The organism is Sphingomonas sp. BT-65 (assembly GCF_026107375.2).
Classification (GTDB): Bacteria; Pseudomonadota; Alphaproteobacteria; order Sphingomonadales; family Sphingomonadaceae; genus Sphingomonas.
Window position 1 is genome coordinate 119,570 of sequence record NZ_JAPCIA010000001.1, and the last position, 23,333, is coordinate 142,902.

The following is a 23,333-nucleotide window of genomic DNA, read 5'->3' on the forward strand; positions in this document are numbered from 1 at the left end:
TGGCATCGCGCGGGTGATCAGCGCGCGAGCGCGTCTTCCAGCGCCTTGGCCCGCTCGGCCTGGCTCGTCGCCAAGCCGCCGATCTCGGCGATCGCGGCGTCGAGCGGGGGATAGGCGGGCGTGCCGGCCTGCGCGCGCTTCGAGGCTTCCTCCTCGAGGTCGCTGACCAATTGGACCGTCTCGCCGCGGATCGCGTCGAGTTCGGCGAGCGCGGTCTGTGCCGCGACCCAGGCCTCGCTTCCCTCCTGTACGCCGCGCGCGACCGCGACGCGCGATTCGGTGCCGATCGCGGCTTCCTGAAACCGCTTGGCTGCTGTAGCTGCGGCCTCGCGCTTCTCTGCGATCCGCGCGTCGAGTGCTGCATCGGGCGTCACGATCGGATCGGGCCGCACCGGCTCGGTCTCGTCGCGGCTCTCGATCGGGCGCGGCAGCAGCGAGGGGTAACCGTCATTGGCCAAGGTGCAGGCCGCGAGCGGCACGGTGGCAAGGACGAGCGCGGCGAGGGCAGGGAGGGATCGCATCGCTGGCCGGTCTATGCCGCGAAGAAAGCGTGTGCAACGGGCTTGCGTTTCCCGGAAAGCGCTTCTATCTGCGCCCCTCCACTGCGCGCCCGTAGCTCAGCTGGATAGAGCATCAGACTACGAATCTGAGGGTCGGACGTTCGAATCGTTCCGGGCGCGCCATTCAAAGCCCCGCTTTCCTGACCGGGAAAGCGGGGCTTTGTCGTTTCCGGACTTGCGGCGATAGCGGCAGATCAGTCGGGTGTCGCGGCCTTGTCGAGCCAGCCACCCTTGAAGCCGATGCGCTTCAGGCCGCGCACGATGTGCGGGTTCTTGCGCATCACCTTCCACACCAGGCCGCTGCGGTGGTTCTCCATCATCGCCAGGATCGGCCCCTGGTCGATGCCGAGATAGTCGTTCGCCACCCAGCCGCGCACCGGATCGACCGTGCCGCTGCGCGAGCCGACATCGGCGAAGGTGAAGCTCGGGTTGAACGCGTCCTTGAAGCCGTAGCGCGCATAGAGCCGCTCGCCCTGCGTCGTGCGCATCGCCATCAGCGCGGGGATCGTGACCTCGGGCGCGAACGGGATCGAGCCGCCGGCCGCGGTCGGCACGATCGTGCCGTCGTCGACCACGCGGGTCGCGCTGACGCCGCGCGCGGCATAGCCCGTGAACTTGCGCGCGACGCCATTGACCTCGCGGCCGCTCCCGCTCGCGGTCGGGCCGTCGGACGCGGTCCAGCCCCAGATGCTGTTGCTGTAGCCAGTCCATTTGTCGGGATTGTCCGCGCCATAGGCACGCTGCGCCAGCGTCGCGCGGCGGCTATTCTCGAAATAGTCGATGCCCTTGCCGGCCATGAAGGCGTCGCGGATGCCGCGGAAATCGACCCAGACATGGCTGTACTGGTGGCCGAACAGCGGCTCGAACTGGAGATGTTCCTGGCCGTAATAGCTGCCCCAGTCCTTCTCCAGCTCGGCGGCCCAGCCCTTGTCCCATGCTTCCTTGCCGACTGGATGCGTGGGCGAGCCGAGCGCCAGCACATAGACCAGCATGCCCTCATTATAGCCGACCCAGTCGTGGGTGAGCCATCCGGTGCCCGGCTTCCAGCCCATCGCGATGGCGGGCGAATTGGCGAGGTTGCGCGCCTGCGTGCCGGTGCGGCTGCGCTGCGCCCAGGCCCAGTCGACGCGGCGATAGATCTTCTCGGCGAGGTCGCGGATCTCCGCCTCGACCGCGTCGTCGCGATCGAAATAGCTCTGCGCGAACAGCGCCCCGCCGAGGAACAGCGAGGTGTCGACCGTCGACAGCTCGGTGTTGGCGTGGCGGGTGCCGTCGGCGTTCTTGAGGAAATGGTAGAAGAAGCCCTTGTGGCCGGTGAAGCCCGCCGCAGCCTCGCCCTGCGGCGCGTTCCAGTAGAAGCGCAGGCAGTCGCGGGTGCGCACCGCCGCCGCCTCGCGCGTGACATAGCCGCGCTCCGCGCCGATGCCGAAGGCGGTCAGCGCGAAGCCGGTCGCGGCGATGCTGGAGAAGGGGTTGCTCGGCCACCGGTCGGGCGCGAGGCAGCGTTCGCGGCTGGTCGTCTCCCAGAAATAGTCGAACGTCCGCCGGGTCAGGTCTTCGGAGAATGCCGCTTCACCCGGCGCAGGCGCTCGGACAGCGGTCGCAGCAGAGATGGGAGTGCAGGCGGCAACCAGCGGCAATGCCGCCAGGCCGAGCGATACGCGACGCAAGGACATGGGATACTCCAGAAGAAAAAGGGCGCGCGGCCCGGGAAGATCGGCCGCGCGCCCCGTTGGTCAGCCGGTTAGAACGAGAAACCTGCCGACAGTTTGATCGTCCGCGGCGGCCCTTCCATGTTGTAGGCCGTCGGATTGCGCTTCCCGGTCGTCGCGTTGAAGCTGGCGAAATTGTAGTCGTTGAACAGGTTGATGATGTCGATGCGGAACCGCAGCCGCGCCTCCTCGCTGAGGAATTTGATCGGGACGTATTTCGTCGCCGACAAGTCCATCTGGCGATAGCCCCACAGGTCGCCATTGCCCGCGGTCTTCGTCGAGACGATCGTCCGCTGCGGCGGCGTGCCCGCCGTATGGATGAACGCCGCGAGATATTTGGGCGACGCGATCTGGAACTTGCCCGCCAGGGTGATGCCCATCGGAATATCGCCCGTGGCGGCGATCACGAAGCGATGCTTGCGCGTCCCGGTCGCGGTGATCCACGGATAGTCATCGATGCTCGGGAAATCGAGCGCGAAGACCTCGCCCAGCTGTCGGTTCTCCTCGGCGTCGGTGAAGGTATAAGTCGCGTCGACGCTCCACGGCGAGGCTTGGGTGTAGCGCTTGGTCAGCTTGAAATAGGCCGTGTTGGCCTTCGTCTCGATCCCGTTGGTGCCCAGGATGATGCTGCCGAAGGGAGCCGGCCCGAACCCGAACGGCGAGTCCGGGTTGCCGGACGGCGGGAAGAAGCTGCCGTCGGGCCGGCGATTGCCCAGAATATAGGCGAAGCCGTCCTTGCTCTGCACGTAGCTATAGCCGACTTCGAGTTCGAGCAGGTTGAAATTGCCCCGCACGCCCAGGCTGAACTGGTCCGAATACGGCACCTTCAGATCGTTGTTGATGAAGCGCAGCTCGCGGCCGGCGCCGACCGGCAGCCCGGCGATCAATGCCGCGCGTCCCTCCGGCGTCAGATAGGCGGGATTCCAGGCGATGCAGGTCGCGCTCGGTGCGCAGACATTGAGCGCGTCGCCCGGATTGTTGAAGTTGAAGGTGCGGTTGGCGAACAGCCCTTGCGCCAGCTCCTGCTGGATGAAGTCGAACTGGGTTCGGTCGTAGGAACGGCCATAGCCGCCGAACAGCACGAACCGTTTGTCGGCATCGAACGCATAGCTGAAGCCGATGCGCGGCTGCCACGCGCCGGTGAATGCCTTGCGCTCCTTGCCGGTCGAGATGAAGTCGTCGATGTCGAAATTGGCGTTCGCCAGGTTCATATACGGCGGCGTGACGGTGCCGTTCGGCGCGGTGTAGGACGCGCGGCCGGCGACGAACTCCGCGATGGCCGGATCATGCACATAGTCGAGGTACGCCGGGGTCCGCTCATAATCCCAGCGCAGGCCGAGGTTGAGCGTCAGGCGATCGGTGATCTCCCAATCGTCCTGCGCATAGATGCCGAGCTGGAAATTGTCGGACACGATATTGGGATCGCCGCTTCCGACCGGCGCCGCGAATTCCATGCGGTAGGGAATGTCGTCGTTGAACGTGCCGCCGCCCGGATTGTAGTTCACATTGTAGGTGAAGATCGGGTTGACGCCGTTCTGCGTGTTCGTGTTCAGCGTGATCCACTTCGCCTTCACGCCCACCTTGAAAGTGTGGCCTTCGAAACCCGTGTAAGTGAAGTCGTCCGAGACCTGCCAGCCCTTCTGCCCCTTGTCCTGGAAGTTCCGGCCAGCGCCGGTGACCAGGATATCGCCGCGCCGCGTGCCGGTGAGCGGCGGCGTATTGGGAACGGTCGCGTTGAACCGGAAGGCGTTGCCGAAGGTCACCGGCCGCGGGCTCCATGACACGTCCTCATAGGCGACCTTGAGGTCGTTGACCCAGGTATCGGCTGTGTGCTCCCAGCGCGCCAGGCCGCGCCACTCTTCGACCTTCGCCAGGCCCCGGGTGCTGTACGCGTTGATGCCGGTGTTGAACTGTTCGCCGGTCTCGTCGCGATACTTGACCGAGAATTCGAACAGGTCGCGCGACGTCGGCGTGAAGTTGAGCTTGCCGAAATAGAGGTTCTCGTTGAACGTCTCGTTCTGCGGCCCGAAATATTGCTGATACTCGGTCGGGAAATAGCTCGGCGCCAGGTCGAGTCCCGGGATCACGTCGCGGGCGCGGATGATCCGCTTGCCCTCATAGGTACCGAAGAAGTGCAGAACGTCCTTGATGATCGGCCCGCCGAGTGCGCCGCCGAACTGCATGTCCCGGGTCTTGATCTTGGGAATGCGACGCGGGAAATTCTCGCTGGGCAGGCGATCGCGCAGATCCTGATTGGCGAAGTCGAAGAACGCTTCGCCGTGGAACTCGTTGGTGCCTGACTTGGTCACCGCGGTGATCGCGACCGAGCTGACCTGGTCGAACTCCGCCTTGTAGTTCGAGCTGATGACGCGATACTCGCCGATCGCGAGCTGCGGGAAGGGATTGCCCTGCGTCGAATCCTGGCCGGTGACGCCACCCTTCAGAACATAGTCCTTCTGCCCGATGCCATCGATGAAGATGTTGACCGAATTGGCGCCCTGTGCGCCGCCGCGCAGGCTGGTCTGATCGCTCTCGTTGGTGACGAATTGCACGCCGGGCGCAAGATCGGCGAACGACATGAAGTTGCGATTGGTCTGCGGCAGCTGCTCGATCAGCCGCTGGGAGATGTTGCGGCCAACCTCGCCGCCCTGCATCGAACGGATGCGGCTTCCCGTGATGATGATCGCATCGCCCGCGCCCTCGGCGATATCCGGCTGCGAGAAATCGAAATCGAGCACGGCATTCTGCGCGACATTGAGCTTGAACTCATCGGTGCGGCGCACGCCGTTCGGGGTGGTGAGTTCGAGGCGATAATTGCCGACCGGGAGCGAGGCGAACTGATAGCCGCCATCCGCATCGACGGTGGACGTACGCGTGAAGCCCGTGTCGACGTTGATCGCAGTGACTTGCGACACGCCGCCTTCGGCCTTCACCGTGCCCCGCAGCGACGCACCCGATACCTGCGCATGGGCAGGGGCGGAGACGCCGATGGCGAGCGCGGCAGCGCCGCTCGTCCAGGCGAGCGCGGCGGCGGCGGCGCGAACCCGCGAACGCCCAACGAAATCGGTTTTGGTGATCTGGAGCAACTTCACTGCATCCCCCCTGCAAAGTCGGTGACAACGTTTACCTTCGCCGTGGCGTCCCTCTTGGCGGGCGACTCGGCGGGGCGCTTTTATGTTCTTCGCGCGAGAACTGTAACCGGTTTCATTGAGAGCGTGTAGCCTTCGAACAACGGGTGAACGTTCACAACGTCATATCATCGTCATAGTGTTGCCCACGGGTCACGGTGGCCGGGCAGCGGCCCGCCATTCGCGGACCGCAAAAAAGGGGCGGCGGGACGGCAGCGTTAACCCTTTTACGGCCCCTTAACCCTGTGTGGTTACGCCATCGCAAGACTGAAAGAGGGGGAGCTCGCCTTGCGCATTCTGATCGTGGACGACGAGCCGGGGATGCACGAATCCTATCGCCAGTGTTTCGGCGGCGCGAGCCGGGAGCAGGGCGCGGTGCTGGACGCGATGGCGGCGGAGCTGTTCGGCGAGGGCGAGGCCACCGCCGCGCGCGAGGAAGCGGTCAAGTTCGAGACGGTCCATTGCATGCAAGGCGCCGAAGGCGTCGCCGCGGTTGCGGCAGGCCTCGATCGCGGCGAGCGCTTCGCGGTCGCCTTCATCGACATCCGCATGCCGCCGGGGATCGACGGCAAGGAGACGGCGAAGCGGATCCGCGAACTCGATCCCGACATCAATCTTGTCATCGTCACCGGCTTCTCGGACTTCTCCCCGCTCGAGATCAGCCGCGCCGCGGGACCGGCTGACAAGATCTTCTATATCGCCAAGCCGTTCCAGGCCGAGGAGGTGGTGCAGACCGCGACCGCGCTCGGCAAGCGCTGGCAGGTCGATCGCGAGCTGGCGGCGGCGATGGTGCTGCTCGAGGAGCAGAAGGCCGAGCTCGCCGCCAACGAGAGCAAGGCGACGCACCTCGCCAATCACGACAGCCTGACCGATGCGCCCAACCGGCTCGCCTTCATGCGCGCGCTGACCGATCATGTGCGCGGGCCCGACATCTTCGCGATGGCGATGATGGACCTCGACCGGTTCAAGCTGGTCAACGACACGTTCGGGCATCTCGCCGGCGACGAGCTGATCCGCATGGTGTGCGGGGTTGTGCGCGAGACCATGCAAGATGCAGTACCGGGGGGCGGCTTCGTCGCGCGGCTCGGCGGCGACGAGTTCGCGGTGCTGATCAAGGTGACCGGCGAGGACGAGGCGGTGATGGCGGTCGAGCGGCTGCTGCTCGCCTGCGCCACCACCTTCACCGTGTTCGGCCATTCGGTGCAGGGTTCGGCCTCGGCCGGCCTGGTCATCGTCCAGCCCGGCATGCAGCACGACCCGATCGACGTGATGCGGCGCGCCGATCTCGCGCTCAACGAATCCAAGAAGGCCGGCCGCGGCGTGGTGCGCGTGTTCGACGAGAGCATGGACGAATCGATCCGCTTCCGCCGCCGGATCGAGGGGGGGCTCAGCCAGGCGATCGCAAACGGCGAATTGCGCCTCATGTACCAGCCGATCGTCGCGCGCGACGAGATGGAGGTCGTCGCGTTCGAGGCGCTGCTGCGCTGGAATAGCCCCGAATATGGCCATATCTCCCCAGGCCTCTTCATCCCGATCGCCGAGGAATCGAACCTCATCCACGAACTCGGCGACTGGGTGCTCGACGCGGCGCTGGCGACGCTCCGGCAATGGCCGGGGCAATATGTCTCGGTGAACTTCTCGCCGCGCCAGTTCCGCCGTCAGAATTTCGTCGGCCATGTCGTCGAGCGCGTCCAGCGCGCCGGGATCGAGCCAGGCCGGTTGCAGATCGAGATCACCGAGACCGCGATCTTCGACGACGCCGAGCGCGCCGCCGACACGCTCTACCGCCTGCGCCAGATGGGCTTCCGCATCGCGCTCGACGATTTCGGCACGGGCTATTCCTCGCTCTACAACATCCGCAAGTTCGCGCTCGATTGCCTCAAGATCGACAAGAGCTTCATCGACGGCATGGGCAAGGAGCGCGAAAGCGCGGCGATCGTCCACTCGATCATCCATCTCGGCCGCGCGCTCGGCATGGAAGTGGTGGCCGAGGGCGTCGAGACCGACGCGCATCTCCAGGCGCTCCAGCTTGCCGGGTGCAGCCACTATCAGGGCTATTACCTCGCGCGGCCGCTGGAGGCCGAGGACGCCGCCGAGCTCGCGCACGAGCGGTTCATGGCGCCGGCCGTGCCCGGCCCCGCCCGGGTCGAATTGGCGGTGCCGGGCAACGGCACCGAGGGCTGATGCCGGGTCTTCGCGCAGCACTCGCGCGGCTGCGCCGCCGCGTTCCCGTTTCGCTCGGTGCCAAGCTGGTCGCGATCCTGACCGGGGTCGCGCTGGTCGGCGCGGGCGCGGTGACCTTGCTACTCGCGCTCGTCATCACCCCGGGCTTCGACAAGCTCGAACAGGCGGCGGTCGACGCGCATATTGAGCGCACGCGCGCCGCGCTGACCGAATACGCCTCCAAGGTGGAGGCGTCGGTGCGCGACTATGGCGACTGGAACGAGAGCTACGAGTATATGCGGGCGCCGAACAAGGCGTTCGAGGAGGATAGCTTCGCGACCTCGGCGATGGTCAATCTCGGCGTCAACGGCATGGCCTATGTGACGCCGCAGGGCGAGGTGGTGATCGCCCGCTGGCTCGACATGGAGAGCGGCCGCGACCTTCCGGCGATGCGCGCGCGCCTGCTCGCCGCAATCGCGCGGATCGACCTCGCCAGGGTGCTGGCCAGCGACAACTCGGCGAGCTTCTACGTCCGCCTCGGCGACCGGATCGCCGCGATCGGCGTCGCCCGGGTGCGGCGCACCGACGGCAGCGGATCGCCGCGCGGGCATGTCGTGATGGCGCGCCTGATCACCTCCCAGCAGCTCTCGACCCTGCTCCAGCTCAAGGCGGTGCTCGACGTGCCGCACCCGGTGCCCGATGCGACGGTGATCCGGCACGAGCATGCGCTCGCCGTGGCGGTGCCCGTGCGCGGCGCCGACGGGGCGCCGGTCGCGAGCGCCACCTATCAGGTGCCGCGCGACCTGTCCGCGCTGGGGCGCAACATGCTGATCCTCGCGGTCGGCGGTACGATCCTGCTGCTGCTGATCGTGATGGCGGTGCTGAGCCTGATGATGGCGCGGCTGGTGCTGCGCCCGCTCCATCGCGTCGAGCGCCACATGGGCGTGGTGCGGCGCTCGGGCGACCTGGTGCCGCTCACCGAAACGCCCCGCGGCGACGAGATCGGCAGCCTCGTCACCAACTTCAACGCGATGCTGAGCCAGCTCAAGGATCTGCGCGAGCAGGTCGAGGTGCAGTCGTTCGAGCTCGGCCAGTCCGAAAGCGCGGTCGCAGTGATGCACAATGTGCGCAATGCGCTGAACCCGGTCAGCACGGTGTTGAGCCAGGGGCTCGACCCCGCACCGGTCGCCGATCGCGGACTGCTCGACCGCGCGCTCGCCGAACTCGCCGACGAGGGCATTCCGGCGGCGCGGCGGCAGAAGCTCGCCGCCTTCCTCGCCGCGGCGCTCGAAAGCGAGGCCCGCGCGCGTTCGGAACGCAATGCGCAGATGGAGATCGGCCGCGAGGCGCTCCATAATGTGCTCGAGATCATCGGCCGCCAGCAGGAACAGGCGCATGAGCGCCCGCCGCTCGACAGCTGCAACGTCACCGAGATCGTCGCGCGCAACGCCACGATCGCGCGCTATTCGGGGGGCAGCTCGATCGCCTTCCACTTCCCGTCCAAGCCGCACTGGGTGATGGCCAACCGCGTGCTGCTGAGCCAGGTGGTCGGCAACCTCTTCGCCAACGCCGCGGAGGCGATCGCCGCGACGGGGCGGGAAGGGGGCACGATCTCAGTCACCATCCGCGAGCTTGACGGCAAGGTCGAAGTGACGATCCGCGACGATGGCGAGGGCTTCGATCCCGAGACCGCGGCGCGATTGTTCCAGCGCGGCTATTCCACGCGCGCGCAAAAATCGGGCGGGCTCGGGCTGCACTGGTGCGCCAATTCGATGGTCGCGATGGGCGGTAGCCTCGCGCTGCGCAGCGACGGCAAGGGGCAGGGCGCGCGCGCGGTGCTGACGCTGCCGGCGTCGGAGACGGCGCGCGAGGGAATGGCGGCCTAGGCGACCGACGACCTCCAGCGCGCGCGTGCCGAGGGCGCCACATCATCCTTGCGCCGCAGATAGGGCGCAACCAGGTTGCGGGCGCGGAAGAATTCCTGGCGGTCGGGATCGAGTGTGTCGAAATTGCCGATCACGCGGCGGCATGCGTCCGACCGGCACTGGCAGATCATGTGCCAGTTCGATTGCGCGAGCGTGGTCGAATAGTCCCAGCTGATCTCGTCGCCCGCCGCGATCGGCCGGAGCGCGACGAGGATCACCCCATCCTCGGTGAAGCGCAGCCCGGCATTGGGGTCGCAGCTGTGATTGACCAGATCGTCGAGCTGACCCGATGGGCCCATATAGTGATCGGGCGTCACCTGCACGAAGCGATCGTCGCTGCCGCGCATCAGGCTCGGTACCTCGGTGACATGGAAGCGGCGGCCGGTGAAGCGCATCAGCTCCGCCCCCTCGGCGAAGCGGCAGGTGGCATAGACCGCCTTGCCGAGATGGTTCTCGCCCACCGCGAACAGGTTGCGCGCGGGACGATAGCGATCGAGGATCAGGAAGCCGCCGCGTTTCCAGCCGAGCGAACGCAGCGGATTGATCGTGGCGAGCCCGATTATGAACCAGATGCTGGCATGGCAGGCGAGCTCGACGAAGATATAGGCGAACTCGTCGAACCCGGTGCCGCCGGCGCGCGCTGCCACCAGCAGCGTGGCGAGATCGCCCATCGTCCACAGCCCCCAGGCGGGCGAACGCTCATGGCTGCGGTCCTTCCACACGCTCGCCCAGGTCGGCCAGAAGCTCACGGGCACCGCCGCGACCACCAGCATGTGTGCCCAGAACGCTTCGCGGAACGCAACCCAGATGATCAGCGCGACCAGGCACGTCGCCATGCACGCCGACTCGACATTGGTCGGTGGCGCCCAGTTGGAGCGGCGCCACAGCGCGATGGTGACGACGATGCAGCAGGTGGCGGAGAGCAGGAACACCCAGCCCTGCGGCGAGCCGGGATTGACCGCGTGATAGGTCAGCGCCTCGATCGCGGCGGATGCGCTCCAGATCAGCCAGGAGGCGCGGTTGGGCTGGACGATCTCCCGCCGCATGCCGAGCAGATAGATCGCATAGGCCGCGAAGCTGAATCCCATCGCCAGCACGAACCAGAAATCGGTCGTCATCAGCCCCCCTTGCCCAAGGAGCCGTTTACCCTATCCGGTAACCTTCGTCAAAGCGCGACTCGCGCTGAATCCACGAGTCGCGGCGATTCACAATTCGTGCTTGGCAACCTGTGCAAGCACCGAGGCCGCCAATTCGCTGCGGCAGATCAGCAGATCCGGGAGGCTCGATCCCGGCTGATTATAGACCAAAGGCGAACCGTCGATGCGCGAGGCGTGGAGCCCCGCGGCGAGCGCCACCGCGACCGGAGCGCAATTGTCCCACTGATGCTGGCCGCCCGAATGAAGGTAGATCTCCGCCTCGCCGAGCACGACCGCCATCGCCTTGGCGCCGGCCGAGCCCATGCCGACCGTTTCCGCGGGAAGCGCCCGCGACACCGCGGCGCAAAGCGCACTGGGCCGTGTCCGGCTGACCAGCATGCGCGGCGGCGACACTGCGGGCTGGAGCGTGGGGGGCGCATCGCTCGTCAACGTGATACCGCGGCGGGGCAGGGCCACCGCGCCGATTGCGGGCGCGCCGTCGATGGCGAGCGCGATATGCACGGCCCAGTCGTCGCGCCCCTCGGCGAACTCGCGCGTGCCGTCGAGCGGATCGACGATCCATACGCGGCGCGATGCCAGCCGTGCCGGATCGTCGGCGGATTCCTCCGACAGGATCGGATCGGCAGGGCGCGCCCCGCGCAGCATGTCGAGGATCAGACGGTTCGCCTCGCGGTCGCCGCGCGCACCGTCGGCATCTTCGGTCTGGATCTGCAGCAACAGCTTGCCCGCGGCTTCGGCGACGGCATGCGCCAGGCGCGCATCATCCATGCACGTCATCCACGGCCGGTTCCGTCGGCGGTCGAGGAGATCGGGAAGTCAGTTGCGACGCTGAAATTCGCGGCGCTTGGCTTCGGAACTGCCGGCCATGCGCAGCCTGCGCCAATGCGCCTTGTGGCGATAAACGAGCGCGGCTGCCGCCGCACCGACGAACAGGGTAGCGAGCATGCCATAGGCGATCCACTCGCGGACCTCGAGGTCTGCCAATACTCTACTCCACTTACAGACGCGGCCAACATGCGCGTCAAAGCACCGGAGACCAGATACCGACGATATGTTCGATGATCAATTCCGCAGCTGCCTCCGGACTGGTCCGCGTGGTGTCGATCCGGATTTCTGGACTCAACGGAGCTTCATACGGGCTTGAAATACCGGTGAAATTTGCGATTTCTCCAGTGCGTGCTTTTTTGTAAAGCCCCTTCACGTCGCGGCGTTCGGCCTCCTCGATCGGCGTGTCGATGTGGATCTCGAAGAACTCGCCCTCGGGCAGCATGTTGCGTACCATCTCGCGCTCGGCGCGGAACGGCGAGATGAAGGCGGTGAGCACGATCAGGCCCGCGTCCGCCATCAGCTTGGCGACCTCGCCGACGCGCCGGATATTCTCGACCCGGTCGGCGTCCGAGAAGCCGAGGTCGCGGTTGAGTCCGTGGCGGATATTGTCGCCGTCGAGCAGGAAACTGTGCTTGCCCATCGCGTGCAGCTTCTTCTCGACGAGATTGGCGATGGTCGACTTGCCCGAGCCCGACAGGCCGGTGAACCACAGCAGGCGCGGATGCTGGCCTTTTTGCGCGGCATGAAGGTCGCGGGTGATCTCGACCGCCTGCCAGTGGACGTTCTGCGCGCGGCGCAGCGCGTTGCGGATCATCCCCGCGGCGACGGTGGCGTTGGTCAGCTTGTCGATCAGGATGAAGCCGCCCAGGTCCCGGTTCGGACTCTCCCGGTCCCGTTCATAGGGCTCGAACACGATGCCGCGGTCGGTCGCGATCTCGGCGATCCCGATATCGTTGAGGTTGAGCGTCTTGGTGGAAAGCTTGGCCAGCGTGTTGACGTCGATCGCGTGCTCGGGCTCGCGCACCATCGCGCTCACCGTCTGCGTGCCGAGCTTGAGCCAGTAGCTGCGGCCGGGGAGGAGCTCCTGCTGGTCCATCCAGACCAACGTCGCGCTGAACTGGTCGGCGACCGCCGGCGGATCGCCTGCCGCTGCGATCACGTCGCCGCGCGAGCAGTCGATCTCGTCGGCGAGCGTCAGCGTGACCGACTGGTCGCGCCCGGCCTGGTCGAGGTCGCCGTCGAAGCTGACGATGCGCGCCACCGTCGTGGTCCGGCCGGAGGGCAGGATGCGCACCGGATCGCCCGGCTTCACCGTGCCGCCGGCGATCGTCCCTGCGAATCCGCGAAAGTCGAGATTGGGCCGGTTGACCCATTGCACGGGCATGCGGAACGGACGCGCTTCATCCTCGCCGCCGACCGGCACCGCCTCGAGATGCTCGATCAGTGCGGGCCCTTGGTACCAGGGTGTGCTGGCGCTGGTGGCGGTGATGTTGTCGCCCTTGAAGCCCGAGATCGGGATCGCGGTGAATTCGTCGATGCCGATACTCGTCGCGAACTCGCGATAATCGGCGACGATCTCGTCGAACACCGCCTGGTCATAGCCGACCAGGTCCATCTTGTTCACCGCCAGCGCGACGTGGCGGATGCCGAGCAGGTTGGCGAGATAGGAGTGGCGCCGGGTCTGGGTCAGCACGCCCTTGCGCGCGTCGATCAGGATCACGGCGAGGTCGGCGGTCGACGCGCCGGTGACCATATTGCGCGTATATTGTTCGTGGCCGGGCGTGTCCGCGACGATGAATTTGCGCTTCCCGGTCGAGAAGAAGCGATAGGCGACGTCGATCGTGATGCCCTGCTCGCGCTCGGCGGCAAGGCCGTCGACGAGAAGGGCGAAGTCGATCTCCTGCCCCTGCGTGCCCACGCGCTTGCTGTCGGCCTCCAGCGCGGCGAGCTGATCCTCGAAGATCATCTTGCTGTCGTAGAGCAGGCGGCCGATCAGCGTGGACTTGCCGTCATCGACGCTGCCGCAGGTGATGAAGCGCAGCAACGACTTGGACTGATGCTGCGCGAGATAGGCACCGATGTCGGAGGCGATCAGCGCGTCGGGTCGGTAGGAGGAAGACATCAGAAATACCCCTCCTGCTTCTTCTTCTCCATCGATGCGGCCTGGTCGTGGTCGATCGCGCGGCCCTGGCGCTCGCTGGTGGTGGTGAGCAGCATCTCCTGGATCACGTCGTCGAGGGTCGCGGCCTCGCTCTCGACCGCACCGGTCAGCGGGTAGCAGCCCAATGTCCGGAAGCGGATCGAGCGTTCGACGGGCGTCTCGCCCTTCAGCGGGAAGCGCTCGTCGTCGACCATCAGAAGGAGGCCGTCGCGCACCACGGTCGGGCGCGGCGCGGCGAAGTAGAGCGGGACGATCTCGATCCCCTCGGCGCGGATGTACTGCCAGATGTCGAGCTCGGTCCAGTTGGAGAGCGGGAAGACGCGGATGCTCTCGCCCTTGGCCTTCTTCGCATTGTAGAGCCGCCACAGTTCGGGCCGCTGCGCCTTGGGGTCCCAGCGGTGGCTGGCCGAGCGGAAGCTGAACACGCGTTCCTTGGCGCGGCTCTTCTCCTCGTCGCGCCGCGCGCCGCCAAACGCCGCGTCGAAGCCATATTGGTCGAGCGCCTGCTTGAGCCCCTCGGTCTTCCACATATCGGTATGCAAGCCGCCATGGTCGAACGGGTTGATCCCGCGCGCCTCCGCCTCCGGGTTGCGGTGGACGAGCAGCTCCATGCCCGCATCGCGCGCGGCCTTGTCGCGCAGCGCATACATGTCGCGGAACTTCCAGGTCGTATCGACATGGAGCAGCGGGAAGGGCGGCGGGGCGGGGTAGAAGGCTTTCCTGGCGAGGTGGAGCATCACCGCGCTGTCCTTGCCGATCGAATAGAGCATCACCGGGCGCTCCGCCTCGGCCACGACCTCGCGCAGGATATGGATGCTCTCGGCCTCGAGCCGGGCAAGATGGGTAAGCGACTGCATGGCCGCCGATCTAGTCACACGAACCGGGGGCTGCGATCTAGATAAAGTTTAGCGCCCACCAGCCGGGCGGGGGGCGGGGATCAGGCCCAGAGTCAGGTCCCAGAGTCAGGTCCCAGAGTCAGGTCCCAGAGTCAGGTGGCGTGTTTCTCGCTGCCAGCCAGCCGGGCCCTTGACCATGGCTATGCCACAACCCTTGCATCGGCCATGGTGGAAGCGGCTGCCGATGACGACGCTGCCGCGGTCACGCGCATGATGGCCGAGCGCACAGCGCGCGAGCTGAACGATGTCCATGTTGACGCCAATCCTTCGCTGGAATGGTGACGCCATACGATCCGATTCTTTCGAATTGAGGACAGCGCAATCCGGTCAGGCGTTGCTCTTCTGGTGCGGCTTGCCGATGCCGACGAGCTCGAGCCCGGCACGCTGCGCCTCGGCCGCGGTATAGATGTTGCGCAGGTCGATCAGCAGCGGCCGCTTGAGCAGCGACTTCATACGGCCGAGGTCGAGCGCGCGAAACGCGTCCCATTCGGTGACGATTACCAGCGCGTCCGCGTCCTCGGCGGCGGCATAGGGGCTGACGGAGAATTCGACGTCGTTCAGCACCTGCTTCGCCTGTTCGACGCCCTCGGGGTCATAGGCCTTCACCCGCGCGCCCGCGTCCTGCAGCGTCTGGATCACCGCGATCGACGGCGCGTCGCGCATGTCGTCGGTATTGGGCTTGAAGGTGAGGCCGAGGATCGCGACGGTCCTGTCGCGCACCTCGCCGCCCATCGCCTTGATGACCTTGCGCCCCATTGCGCGCTTGCGCTGGTCGTTGACCTGCACCGTCGCCTCGACGATGCGCAGCGGGGTCTCGTTGTCGTCCGCGGTCTTGAGCAGCGCCAGCGTGTCCTTGGGGAAGCACGAGCCGCCATAGCCGGGGCCGGCGTTGAGGAACTTGCGGCCGATGCGGTTGTCCATGCCGATGCCGCGCGACACTTCCTGCACGTCGGCGCCGACCTGCTCGCACAGGTCCGCGATCTCGTTGATGAAGGTGATCTTGACCGCGAGGAAGGCGTTGGCGGCATATTTGATCAGCTCGGCGGTACGGCGGCCGGTGAACAGCAGCGGCGCGGACTGGTTGAGCGAGAGCGGGCGATAGATGTCGCGCATCACCTGGCTCGCACCCTCGTCCTCGCTCCCCACGACGACGCGGTCGGGGCGTTTGAAATCCTCGATCGCCGCGCCCTCGCGCAGGAATTCGGGGTTGGAGACGACCTTGATCCCCTTGTCCGGCGCGATCCGCGCGACGATGCGCTCGACCTCGTCGCCGGTGCCGACCGGCACGGTCGACTTGGTCACGATCACCGCTGGTCCCTCGAGCGCGGCGACGATCTCCTCGGCGGCGGCGAAGACATAGGACAGGTCGGCATGGCCGTCGCCGCGGCGGCTCGGCGTGCCCACCGCGATGAACACGGCGTCGGCGCCCTTCACGCCCTCGGCCAGATCGGTGGTGAAGGCGAGGCGTCCCGCCTCGACATTCGACGCGACGAGCTCCGCCAGGCCCGGCTCGTAGATCGGCATCACATTCTGGTGCAGCAGCTCGATCTTGCGCGCGTCCTTGTCCACGCACACCACGTCATGCCCGAAATCGGAAAAGCACGCCCCCGAAACGAGGCCGACATAGCCGGTGCCGATCATCGCAATGCGCACGCCAAAGCCCTTTCGCTGAGAGTTACGGCGCTCTTAGCGGAACATGGGATGACGGCAAGTGGGAGGCGGCAGGCGTACCGAGCAGGCACGAAAAAACGCGCTACCTCAATAAGGTGCACGCGAACGTCATTCTAGAACATAGCCCGGGCAGACCGTTGTCACGGCAATCCGTGATGGCGGCGGCCCGGGCTAGGAGCGCTTACCAGGGGCGAAGGGTTTCGCCGTAGGACTCGCGAAAAAGCAGATCGAACATTCATTTTCTCCCATCGTGCGCAGTACACGCACAGCTTTTTCCTTAATCGAAAATTAATGATGAAGCAATGTTTAACGACACTGCTGGACAATGCTCGGCTGCCCGTGCCGATCGTTTCGTCCTTAAGAGTTCCTTCAAGAGTGGGGATTATTCGCGGACATGATGTCCGAGCGTGTCGAACCAGCCGCTGACGCCGCTCCGCCGATCCCGGCGGCCGGGAAGCTGTCGGCCGGGCGTCCGGCCCGGCTCGACATGTCGCGAACCATCGTACTGCCGCGCAACCGGCACGCGCTTCGCGGCAGGGACGCGGGCGATGGCACCGCCATCGGCCTGTGGCGCGCCCTGTCGCTGTGCGAGATCGTGAATTTCCAGACGCTTCGCCGGCATCTCGGCCGCTCGCGTGCGGACACGCTGGTGCACGACCTTGCCGATCATATCGCCGGGCTGGAGCCCGATGTCCGTCCGGCGCCCACGGGCCGCTCGCAGCTCGAGCTCGCGTTCGAGGCCGATTCAGCTGAATCGGCGACTGCGCTGGTCGAGCGCATGGCGCGCGCGTTTACGCGGGCGGTCGATCTCGACGGCGAGCGGCATCTCATCCAGTTGCGCTGGGGCGTTGCGGTCGCCCCGGTGATGGATGACGACGATGTGCGGCTCGCCGAGGCCGCGGAGTCGGCGCTGGCGCAGGCGCGCGCCGAATCGCGGATCGTGACGCTCGACCTGTCGCGGACCGACGTGGCGTTCGACCGGCTGGCGCTGATGCGCGAGCTGCCGCGCGCGATCACTTCGGGCCAGCTGTTCCTGCAATATCAGCCCAAGGTGCATGTCCGGAAGGAAGCGGTGGTCGGCGCCGAGGCGCTGGTGCGCTGGCGCCATCCGGTGCGCGGCCTGATCCTGCCCGGGGATTTCATCTCGGCGGCGGAGGAAGGCGGCGAGATCGCCGGCCTCACATTGTGGACGCTGCGCCAGGTGATCGCCGACCAGCAGGTGCTGGCGGCGCATGGTTATGACATGCCGGTGTTCATCAACATCTCGGGCGTGTTGCTGGCCGACGGAGCCTTCGTGAACGAAGCGTGCCGGGTCATCCAGGAATCGGGCGCCAAGATCGGGTTCGAGATTACCGAGACCGCAGTGATCCGCGATCCCGAGAGCGCGATCGGACACCTCAAGGCACTCGCCGAAATCGGCATCCCGCTGGCGATCGACGATTATGGCGCGGGCCTGTCCTCGCTCGCCTATTTGAAGCAGCTGCCCGCGGCCGAACTCAAGATCGACAAGATGTTCGTGATGCAGCTCACCAGCAGCAATCGCGATCCGCTGATCGTGCGCTCGACCATCGACCTCGCGCATGCGCTTGAGATGGAAGTGACCGCCGAGGGCGTCGAGACGCCCGCGGCGCTGGCGCTGCTCAGCGTGATGGGCTGCGATATGGTGCAGGGTTTCCTGATCAGCCGCCCGATCGCGCTCGACGCATTCATCCGCTTCCTGGACGAAGACGGCCACAAGGCCGCGTCGGCGATCCGGCCGACCTTTGCGCGGCCGGAAGGCTTCCGGCGCAAGAGCGGTTGATGCGCAGCCTGTCCATTGCCGTTGCGGCGCTGGCCCTCGGCCTGACCGGTCCGGCCCTCGCGCAGCAGGCGCCAGCCGATGCCCTGATCGACCGCGCCAAGGCCGCGATGATGGCCGAGCCGGGCGATGCAATGAAGCTCGCTGGCGACGCGGAGCGCCGTGCCGCCGCGATCCCGGATCCGCGCGCCCGCGCGATGACGATCGCGAGCGCGCTGTGGCTGCAGAGCGAGGCGTTGATCCGGTCGGGCGACGAGGTCGGCGCCGGGCCCAAGATCGCGCGCGCGCTGCGCTTGATCAGCCCCTATCCCGAACCGAGCAAGCTGCGCGGCGACCTGCTGATCGCGCGCGCCGGGGTACAGAAGGCGCAGCTGCGTCCGGCGGAGGCGCTGGCGTCGCTGCAGGATGCCTTCAACATCTTCGGCGCGGTGGGAGAGAAGCGGAGTCAGTCGATCGCGCTCCAGTCGATCGCGAACCTCTATACCGAGGCGAGCGACTTCGCCCGCGCCGACCGCTATCTGAAACAGGCGTCGGAAGTCTATGAGGGCGATCCGCGCCTCTCGTTGTTCCTCTACAATAACCGCGGCAGCGTGCTGCTGCGCTTCCAGCGGAATGCGGAGGCCGTCGCGCAATATCGTCGTGCCCTCGCGCTCGCGCGCAGCCTGCGCAGCGAGCCGCTGCTTCCGCCGATCCTCGCCAACCTGGCCCGGGCGTTGATCGCCAGCGAGTCGCTCGACGAGGCGGATGCGGTGATCAAGGAGGGCATGGCGATCGCCCGCCGCAACGGAAGCAAGGGGGCTGGGGCCCAATTGCTCGCGCTCGCGGCGGATTCGGCCTATCACCGCGGTCAGCTCGCGCGCGCCCGCGGGCTGATCGAGCGCAGCTTCGACGGCGTCGACATCGCCGATACCCCGGTCGCCTATCGCGATGCGCATTTGACCGCCTACAACATCTATCGCGAGCTCGGTGAAGGTGCACGGGCGCTGCCCCATCTCGAGCGCGTGCGCAAACTGGGTGACGAGGCGGCGCAGCTCGCGACCTCGACCAACCTTGCGCTGATGGCGGCGCGCTTCGACTATGCCAACCAGGAGCTGCGCATCGCGAACCTCAAGGCCGAGGAGGCCCGCCGTGAGGCCGCGTTCCAGCGCACCTTGCTGTTCGGGGTCGGCGGCGCGACGCTGATCATCATCACCTTGCTCAGCATCGGCCTGTTCACGATCCGCCGCAGCCGCAACCAGGTCCGCGCCGCGAACACCGAGCTCAACCTGACCAACGTCGCGCTGGAGAAGGCGCTCAAGGCCAAGACCGAGTTCCTGGCGACGACCAGCCACGAGATCCGCACGCCGCTCAACGGCATCCTCGGCATGACGCAGATCATGCTGCGCGACCCCGCCGTTCCCGCCGAGACGCGCGACCGGCTCGGCATCGTCCATGGTGCCGGCATGACGATGCGCGCGCTGGTCGACGACATCCTCGACGTCGCCAAGATGGAGACCGGCAACTTGACCGTCGAGCTGGCGGCGACCGATCTGCATGCGATGCTCAAGGACGTGACGCGGATGTGGGACGAGCAGGCGCGCGGCAAGGGGGTCGGCTTCGTGCTCGACACCGGCGACGCGCCGCGCTGGATCAAGACTGATTCGGGTCGCCTGCGGCAGATGCTGTTCAACCTCCTGTCGAACGCGCTCAAGTTCACCGAAAAGGGACAGGTCGCGGTCAAGGCGGAGTCGGCCGACGGGCGGCTGCGGATCGCGGTGTCCGACAGCGGCATCGGCATCCCGGCGGAAAAGCACGAAGAGATCTTCGAATCCTTCCGCCAGGTCGATGCCGGCACGACGCGCAAGTTCGGCGGCACCGGGCTCGGCCTCGCCATCGTGCGCAATCTCGCCCGGGCGCTGGACGGCGAGGTCTCCGTCGCCAGCGTCGAAGGGGAGGGAACGACCTTCACCATCGACCTGCCGCTGATCGAGGCCGAGGCAGCGGACACGGGTGCCGCGGCGAGCAGGACTGGCGAAGCCGCGGTGGTGCTCGACCGCAACCCAATCGCGCGCGGCATGCTGCGCACTCTGCTCGAGCCGAACTTCGCCAGCGTGCAGTTCGCGGCGACGCCCGACGAGATCCTTCCGCTGCTGCCCGAGAGCGGCCCCGCGCTACTGCTGGTGGACGAGGCGACGCTGAAGACGGCGGGCGACGATGTGCTCGCGGTCCTCGCCGAGTTGGCGGCTGCCGCGCATGCGAAGCGCGCGCGCGTTGCGCTATTGTGGGCTAAGCCGGATGAGACGATGCTGAGCGCGCTCGCAGAGGCCGGTGCCGATCTCGTGATCGCCAAGCCGGTCGCTGGCGCCGCATTGATAGAAGCCCTAATTGCCGGACGTGCAGAAAATTGTGCATCATCGTCCCCCTCGACGCTTGTGTCGCAAGCAGCTTGAGACGATAGCACACATATGATCTCATCGTTCCGGGACGGTAACGACATGGGCACGGCCCGCACATGAATATCCTGTTTATCGAGGATGACCCGATGAACCGGCGGGTCGTGCGCGACATGCTCGATGTCGCTGGCGCCTCGATGGCCGAGGCCGAGCATGCCGAAGAGGGGCTGCGGCGGATCGAGGTCGAGGATTTCGACGTCATTCTGGTCGACCTGCGCATGCCCGGGATGGACGGGATCGAGGCGATCGAGCGCATCCGCGCGCGCGAGGACGCCAAGGCCGAACTGCCGATCATCGTGGTAACTGCCGATACCGCGATCGACCTGCGCGAACGCTGCCTCACCGCCGGCGCTGACGAAGTGCTGTTTAAGCCCGTCGCGATGGACGCGCTGTTCGACACGATCGGCCGCGTGCTCGCGCTGCGCAGCGGCGGCGACGGGATGCTGCTCTAGCTTTTGGTTGCGGTTCGGCGATGCCGAACCGTGCGGCACCAGCCCGCTCCCCCAACCGGCCACCCACGAGAGTAACCTGATTGGGTGGCCGGGTGGGGCAGCGGGCTGGTGCCGTTGCCTAGCTCAGTACGTCCGTATCGGCATGTTGATCCAGGGGTGCTCCCGGAACCATTTGGTGATGATGTATTTGACGCCCTTCACTACTGCGGTGCCCTCGTGCAGCGTCGCGGGATTGGGCGCGCCGTCGGGCTTCATGTTGTTCCAGGCGAGCAGCAGCCCGCGCTTGGGCGCGACGCGCACCCCGGCCTGCGGGAACCAGGTCGCGCCGCCTTCCTCGACGTCGTTGAGGTAGATCATCGTCGTCCAGGTGCGCTGACCGCCCGATGCTTTCATCGCCGCCCAATATTCCTGGTTCTCGCTGAACCAGTCATAATGCGCGCGGAATTGCTGGCCTGGTGCGTAGCGCTGGCCCTGCATCGTCTCGCCATGTTCCGGCGGCAGGCCCAGCAGGTTCGCCATCCGCTCGTCGATCGGGCGCACCTCGGGCGACCAGCGGTCGAGGTCGCAGCTCTCGCTCGTGCGGAAATAGGGGTCGTCGGACGCGGCGAGCAATGTCGAGGGACGCCGGTTGGTGTCGATCAGCCCGATCAGACTGTCGCACTCGGCGTCGCTCAGAAAGCCCGGATAGTAATAGACCTGCGCCGCCTCGATCTTGGCCTTGCGCAGCGCCGGATTGGCCTCGAGCCGGGCCGCCACCTTTTGTGAGGTGCGCGCGCGGGCGATCGAGGCGCCGCCCTGCTTGGGTTTCGCGAAGATGCTCATGGCTCGCAACTTGCCGAGGCGGGCCCGAAACGCAAGAGGCCCGGCCGTTGCCGGCCGGGCCTCCGCTCGTGACGAATTCTTCGAGCGCTTACCAGAAGATGTCGTATTCCACGTCGACCACCTGGCCGGTGTAGATGTCCACCAGCAGCGCATCGTTATAATAACGCACCCAGCGATACGGGCCGTAGGCCGGGGGCAGGCGATAGTAGAACGGATCGTCGATCCAGTAGTTCGACGAGAACAGCATCGAACCCAGGGTCAGGCCGATCGAGAAGCGGCGATAGCCATAGTTCCACCCCGACGGCGCATAGTAGCGCGGCAGCCGGTAGATGTTCCGGTTGCGCGAGCGATAGCTGCCCCAGTCATAGCGGCGGTCCTGGCGCCAGCCGCGATTCCAGTTGCGGTTGTCGCCCCAGTCGCGGCGATCCCAATCACGACGATTATTGTCGCGGCCGTTCCAGTCGCGGCGGTTGTCGTCGCGGCGGTTCCAGTCGCGGCGATCATTGTCGCGCCGGTCCTGACGCCAGTCGCGGCGGTCGTCGCGGCGATCCGCGCGGAAATCCCCGCGATCGTCGCGGCGATCCCGGCGGAACTGCTCGGGAGTCACCTGACCCCGGCGCAGCTGACCGCGATCCTCCCGCCGCTCCTGGCGGAAGTCCTGGCGGTCGTCGCGGCGCTCCTGACGGAACTCGCGGCGCTCCTGGCGCCACTGCGGGGCCGCGCCCTGCTGGCCGAACTGGCGCTGCGGACGCTGCGCCTGCGGGACCTGCGGCTGGCGTTCGGCACGGAGCTGCTGGCGCTGTTGGCGCTCGGCCGGGGTAAAGGCGCGCTGCTCCTGCCGCTCGGTGCGCTGCTGCTGACGCTCGGCCCGCTGCTGCTGACGCTGTTCGCGCCCTTCGCCGCCGCGATTTTCCCATCGGCCGCGGTCCTGCGCAATCGCCGCGGCGGGGGTCAGGATGGTCGCGCCGATCAGCGCGGCCAGAATAAACTTCTTCATATCGATCCTCCGCTCCGGCGGAGCGCCGGCGTTCAGAATATCGCTGAGATGCCACGATTCGGCTGACACGCGTCTGAATCGCCCTGACAGCATTGCGAAAGGAATCATGCCCCTTCGTCGGTCGCCAGTGTCTGCTCGGTCTGTTCCTCGGGTGCGCCGTCATCCTCGCCGCGCGCCAGCCGTGCCGCGCGCCCCACCGCCTCGATCAGCCGCGGATAGATGCCGCAGCGGCAGAGGTTGGTGATCGCCGCCGCGATCTCCTCGTCCGTGGGGTTGCGGTTCTTGCGCAGCAGCACGGAGGCGGCCATCACCATGCCGGGAACACAGTATCCGCACTGGCCGACATTGGCGGCGAGGAAGGCGCGCTGCACGGGATGCGCGCGATTCTCCGCCAGTCCCTCGATCGTCGTCACGAAGCTGCCCTCGATCGCGCCGATCGTCACCTGGCAGGATCGCACCGCCGTACCGTCGATATCGACCGTGCACGCCCCGCAATCGCCCGAGCCGCAGCCATATTTGGTGCCGGTGAGGTTGGAGGCGTCGCGCAACGCCCAGAGCAGCGGCGTGCGCGCATCGAGCTTGTATTCGACGGGCTGGTTGTTGACGGTGAAGCGGGTCATGCGGCGCATAC

The 23,333-nt window shown here is 66.6% G+C and carries 17 protein-coding genes and 1 tRNA gene; 6 read left to right on the plus strand and 12 right to left on the minus strand.

The genetic code is table 11. The features are described from left to right. Window positions 1-17 precede the first annotated feature (17 nt). On the minus strand, window positions 18-521 hold the full coding sequence (locus OK349_RS00585; RefSeq protein ID WP_265115896.1) for a hypothetical protein: 504 nt from the start codon (window positions 519-521) through the stop codon (window positions 18-20). Window positions 522-606: 85 nt separating this feature from the next. Here OK349_RS00585 and OK349_RS00590 point away from each other — a divergent pair. Then, a tRNA-Arg gene (locus OK349_RS00590) sits at window positions 607-683 on the plus strand. Window positions 684-754: 71 nt separating this feature from the next. Here the strand turns inward: OK349_RS00590 and OK349_RS00595 are convergent. Then, window positions 755-2,236: a glucoamylase family protein gene (locus OK349_RS00595; RefSeq protein WP_265115897.1), complete on the minus strand. Its 1,482-nt coding sequence runs from the start codon at window positions 2,234-2,236 to the stop codon at window positions 755-757. A 68-nt stretch (window positions 2,237-2,304) separates the two neighbouring features. After that, window positions 2,305-5,364 (minus strand): TonB-dependent receptor, encoded by a 3,060-nt coding sequence (locus OK349_RS00600; RefSeq protein ID WP_265115898.1) that lies wholly within the window; start codon window positions 5,362-5,364, stop codon window positions 2,305-2,307. 357 nt (window positions 5,365-5,721) lie between these two features. Between OK349_RS00600 and OK349_RS00605 the strand changes: the two genes are divergently transcribed. Both OK349_RS00605 and OK349_RS00610 read left to right on the plus strand, forming a co-directional pair. Further along, on the plus strand, window positions 5,722-7,584 hold the full coding sequence (locus tag OK349_RS00605) for a putative bifunctional diguanylate cyclase/phosphodiesterase (RefSeq protein ID WP_372340563.1): 1,863 nt from the start codon (window positions 5,722-5,724) through the stop codon (window positions 7,582-7,584). Next, on the plus strand, window positions 7,584-9,449 hold the full coding sequence (locus OK349_RS00610; RefSeq protein WP_265115900.1) for a sensor histidine kinase: 1,866 nt from the start codon (window positions 7,584-7,586) through the stop codon (window positions 9,447-9,449). Before OK349_RS00605 ends, OK349_RS00610 begins: the two co-directional genes overlap by 1 nt. Here the strand turns inward: OK349_RS00610 and OK349_RS00615 are convergent. From OK349_RS00615 to OK349_RS00640, 6 genes are all read right to left on the minus strand, one after another. Continuing rightward, the gene (locus OK349_RS00615; protein ID WP_265115901.1) at window positions 9,446-10,606 is read right to left on the minus strand and encodes an SET domain-containing protein-lysine N-methyltransferase; all 1,161 of its coding nucleotides are present in this window, start codon (window positions 10,604-10,606) and stop codon (window positions 9,446-9,448) included. The genes OK349_RS00610 and OK349_RS00615 overlap by 4 nt on opposite strands. Window positions 10,607-10,693: 87 nt before the next feature. Then, the gene (locus OK349_RS00620) at window positions 10,694-11,413 is read right to left on the minus strand and encodes a 3'(2'),5'-bisphosphate nucleotidase CysQ (protein WP_372340525.1); all 720 of its coding nucleotides are present in this window, start codon (window positions 11,411-11,413) and stop codon (window positions 10,694-10,696) included. A 48-nt stretch (window positions 11,414-11,461) separates the two neighbouring features. Next, window positions 11,462-11,629, minus strand: coding sequence for a hypothetical protein (locus tag OK349_RS00625; protein ID WP_265115903.1), 168 nt, complete (start codon window positions 11,627-11,629; stop codon window positions 11,462-11,464). A 37-nt stretch (window positions 11,630-11,666) separates the two neighbouring features. Further along, window positions 11,667-13,595 carry a sulfate adenylyltransferase subunit CysN gene (cysN, locus tag OK349_RS00630; protein WP_265115904.1) on the minus strand — a complete coding sequence of 643 codons (1,929 nt, stop codon included), beginning with the start codon at window positions 13,593-13,595 and terminating at the stop codon, window positions 11,667-11,669. After that, on the minus strand, window positions 13,595-14,491 hold the full coding sequence (cysD, locus tag OK349_RS00635) for a sulfate adenylyltransferase subunit CysD (protein ID WP_265115905.1): 897 nt from the start codon (window positions 14,489-14,491) through the stop codon (window positions 13,595-13,597). Before cysD ends, cysN begins: the two co-directional genes overlap by 1 nt. A gap of 366 nt (window positions 14,492-14,857) precedes the next feature. After that, window positions 14,858-16,183, minus strand: a complete 1,326-nt coding sequence (locus OK349_RS00640; RefSeq protein ID WP_265115906.1) for a UDP-glucose dehydrogenase family protein — start codon at window positions 16,181-16,183, stop codon at window positions 14,858-14,860. A gap of 412 nt (window positions 16,184-16,595) precedes the next feature. Between OK349_RS00640 and OK349_RS00645 the strand changes: the two genes are divergently transcribed. The 3 genes from OK349_RS00645 to OK349_RS00655 all read left to right on the plus strand — a co-directional run bounded on the left by OK349_RS00645 (window position 16,596) and on the right by OK349_RS00655 (window position 20,883). Then, window positions 16,596-18,002 (plus strand): EAL domain-containing protein, encoded by a 1,407-nt coding sequence (locus OK349_RS00645; RefSeq protein WP_265115907.1) that lies wholly within the window; start codon window positions 16,596-16,598, stop codon window positions 18,000-18,002. Next, window positions 18,002-20,428 (plus strand): ATP-binding protein, encoded by a 2,427-nt coding sequence (locus OK349_RS00650; protein ID WP_265115908.1) that lies wholly within the window; start codon window positions 18,002-18,004, stop codon window positions 20,426-20,428. Before OK349_RS00645 ends, OK349_RS00650 begins: the two co-directional genes overlap by 1 nt. 62 nt (window positions 20,429-20,490) lie before the next feature. After that, complete coding sequence (locus OK349_RS00655) at window positions 20,491-20,883, plus strand: response regulator (RefSeq protein WP_265115909.1); 393 nt, start codon at window positions 20,491-20,493, stop codon at window positions 20,881-20,883. A gap of 123 nt (window positions 20,884-21,006) precedes the next feature. On the opposite strand, the gene OK349_RS00660 is transcribed toward OK349_RS00655, so the two are convergent. The 3 genes from OK349_RS00660 to OK349_RS00670 form a co-directional block, all read right to left on the minus strand. After that, window positions 21,007-21,705, minus strand: a complete 699-nt coding sequence (locus tag OK349_RS00660; RefSeq protein WP_265115910.1) for a 2OG-Fe(II) oxygenase — start codon at window positions 21,703-21,705, stop codon at window positions 21,007-21,009. Between the two features lie 88 nt (window positions 21,706-21,793). Continuing rightward, window positions 21,794-22,702, minus strand: a complete 909-nt coding sequence (locus OK349_RS00665) for an RcnB family protein (RefSeq protein WP_265115911.1) — start codon at window positions 22,700-22,702, stop codon at window positions 21,794-21,796. Between the two features lie 104 nt (window positions 22,703-22,806). Next, the gene (locus OK349_RS00670) at window positions 22,807-23,322 is read right to left on the minus strand and encodes a (2Fe-2S)-binding protein (protein ID WP_265115912.1); all 516 of its coding nucleotides are present in this window, start codon (window positions 23,320-23,322) and stop codon (window positions 22,807-22,809) included. Between the last annotated feature and the right edge of the window lie 11 nt (window positions 23,323-23,333).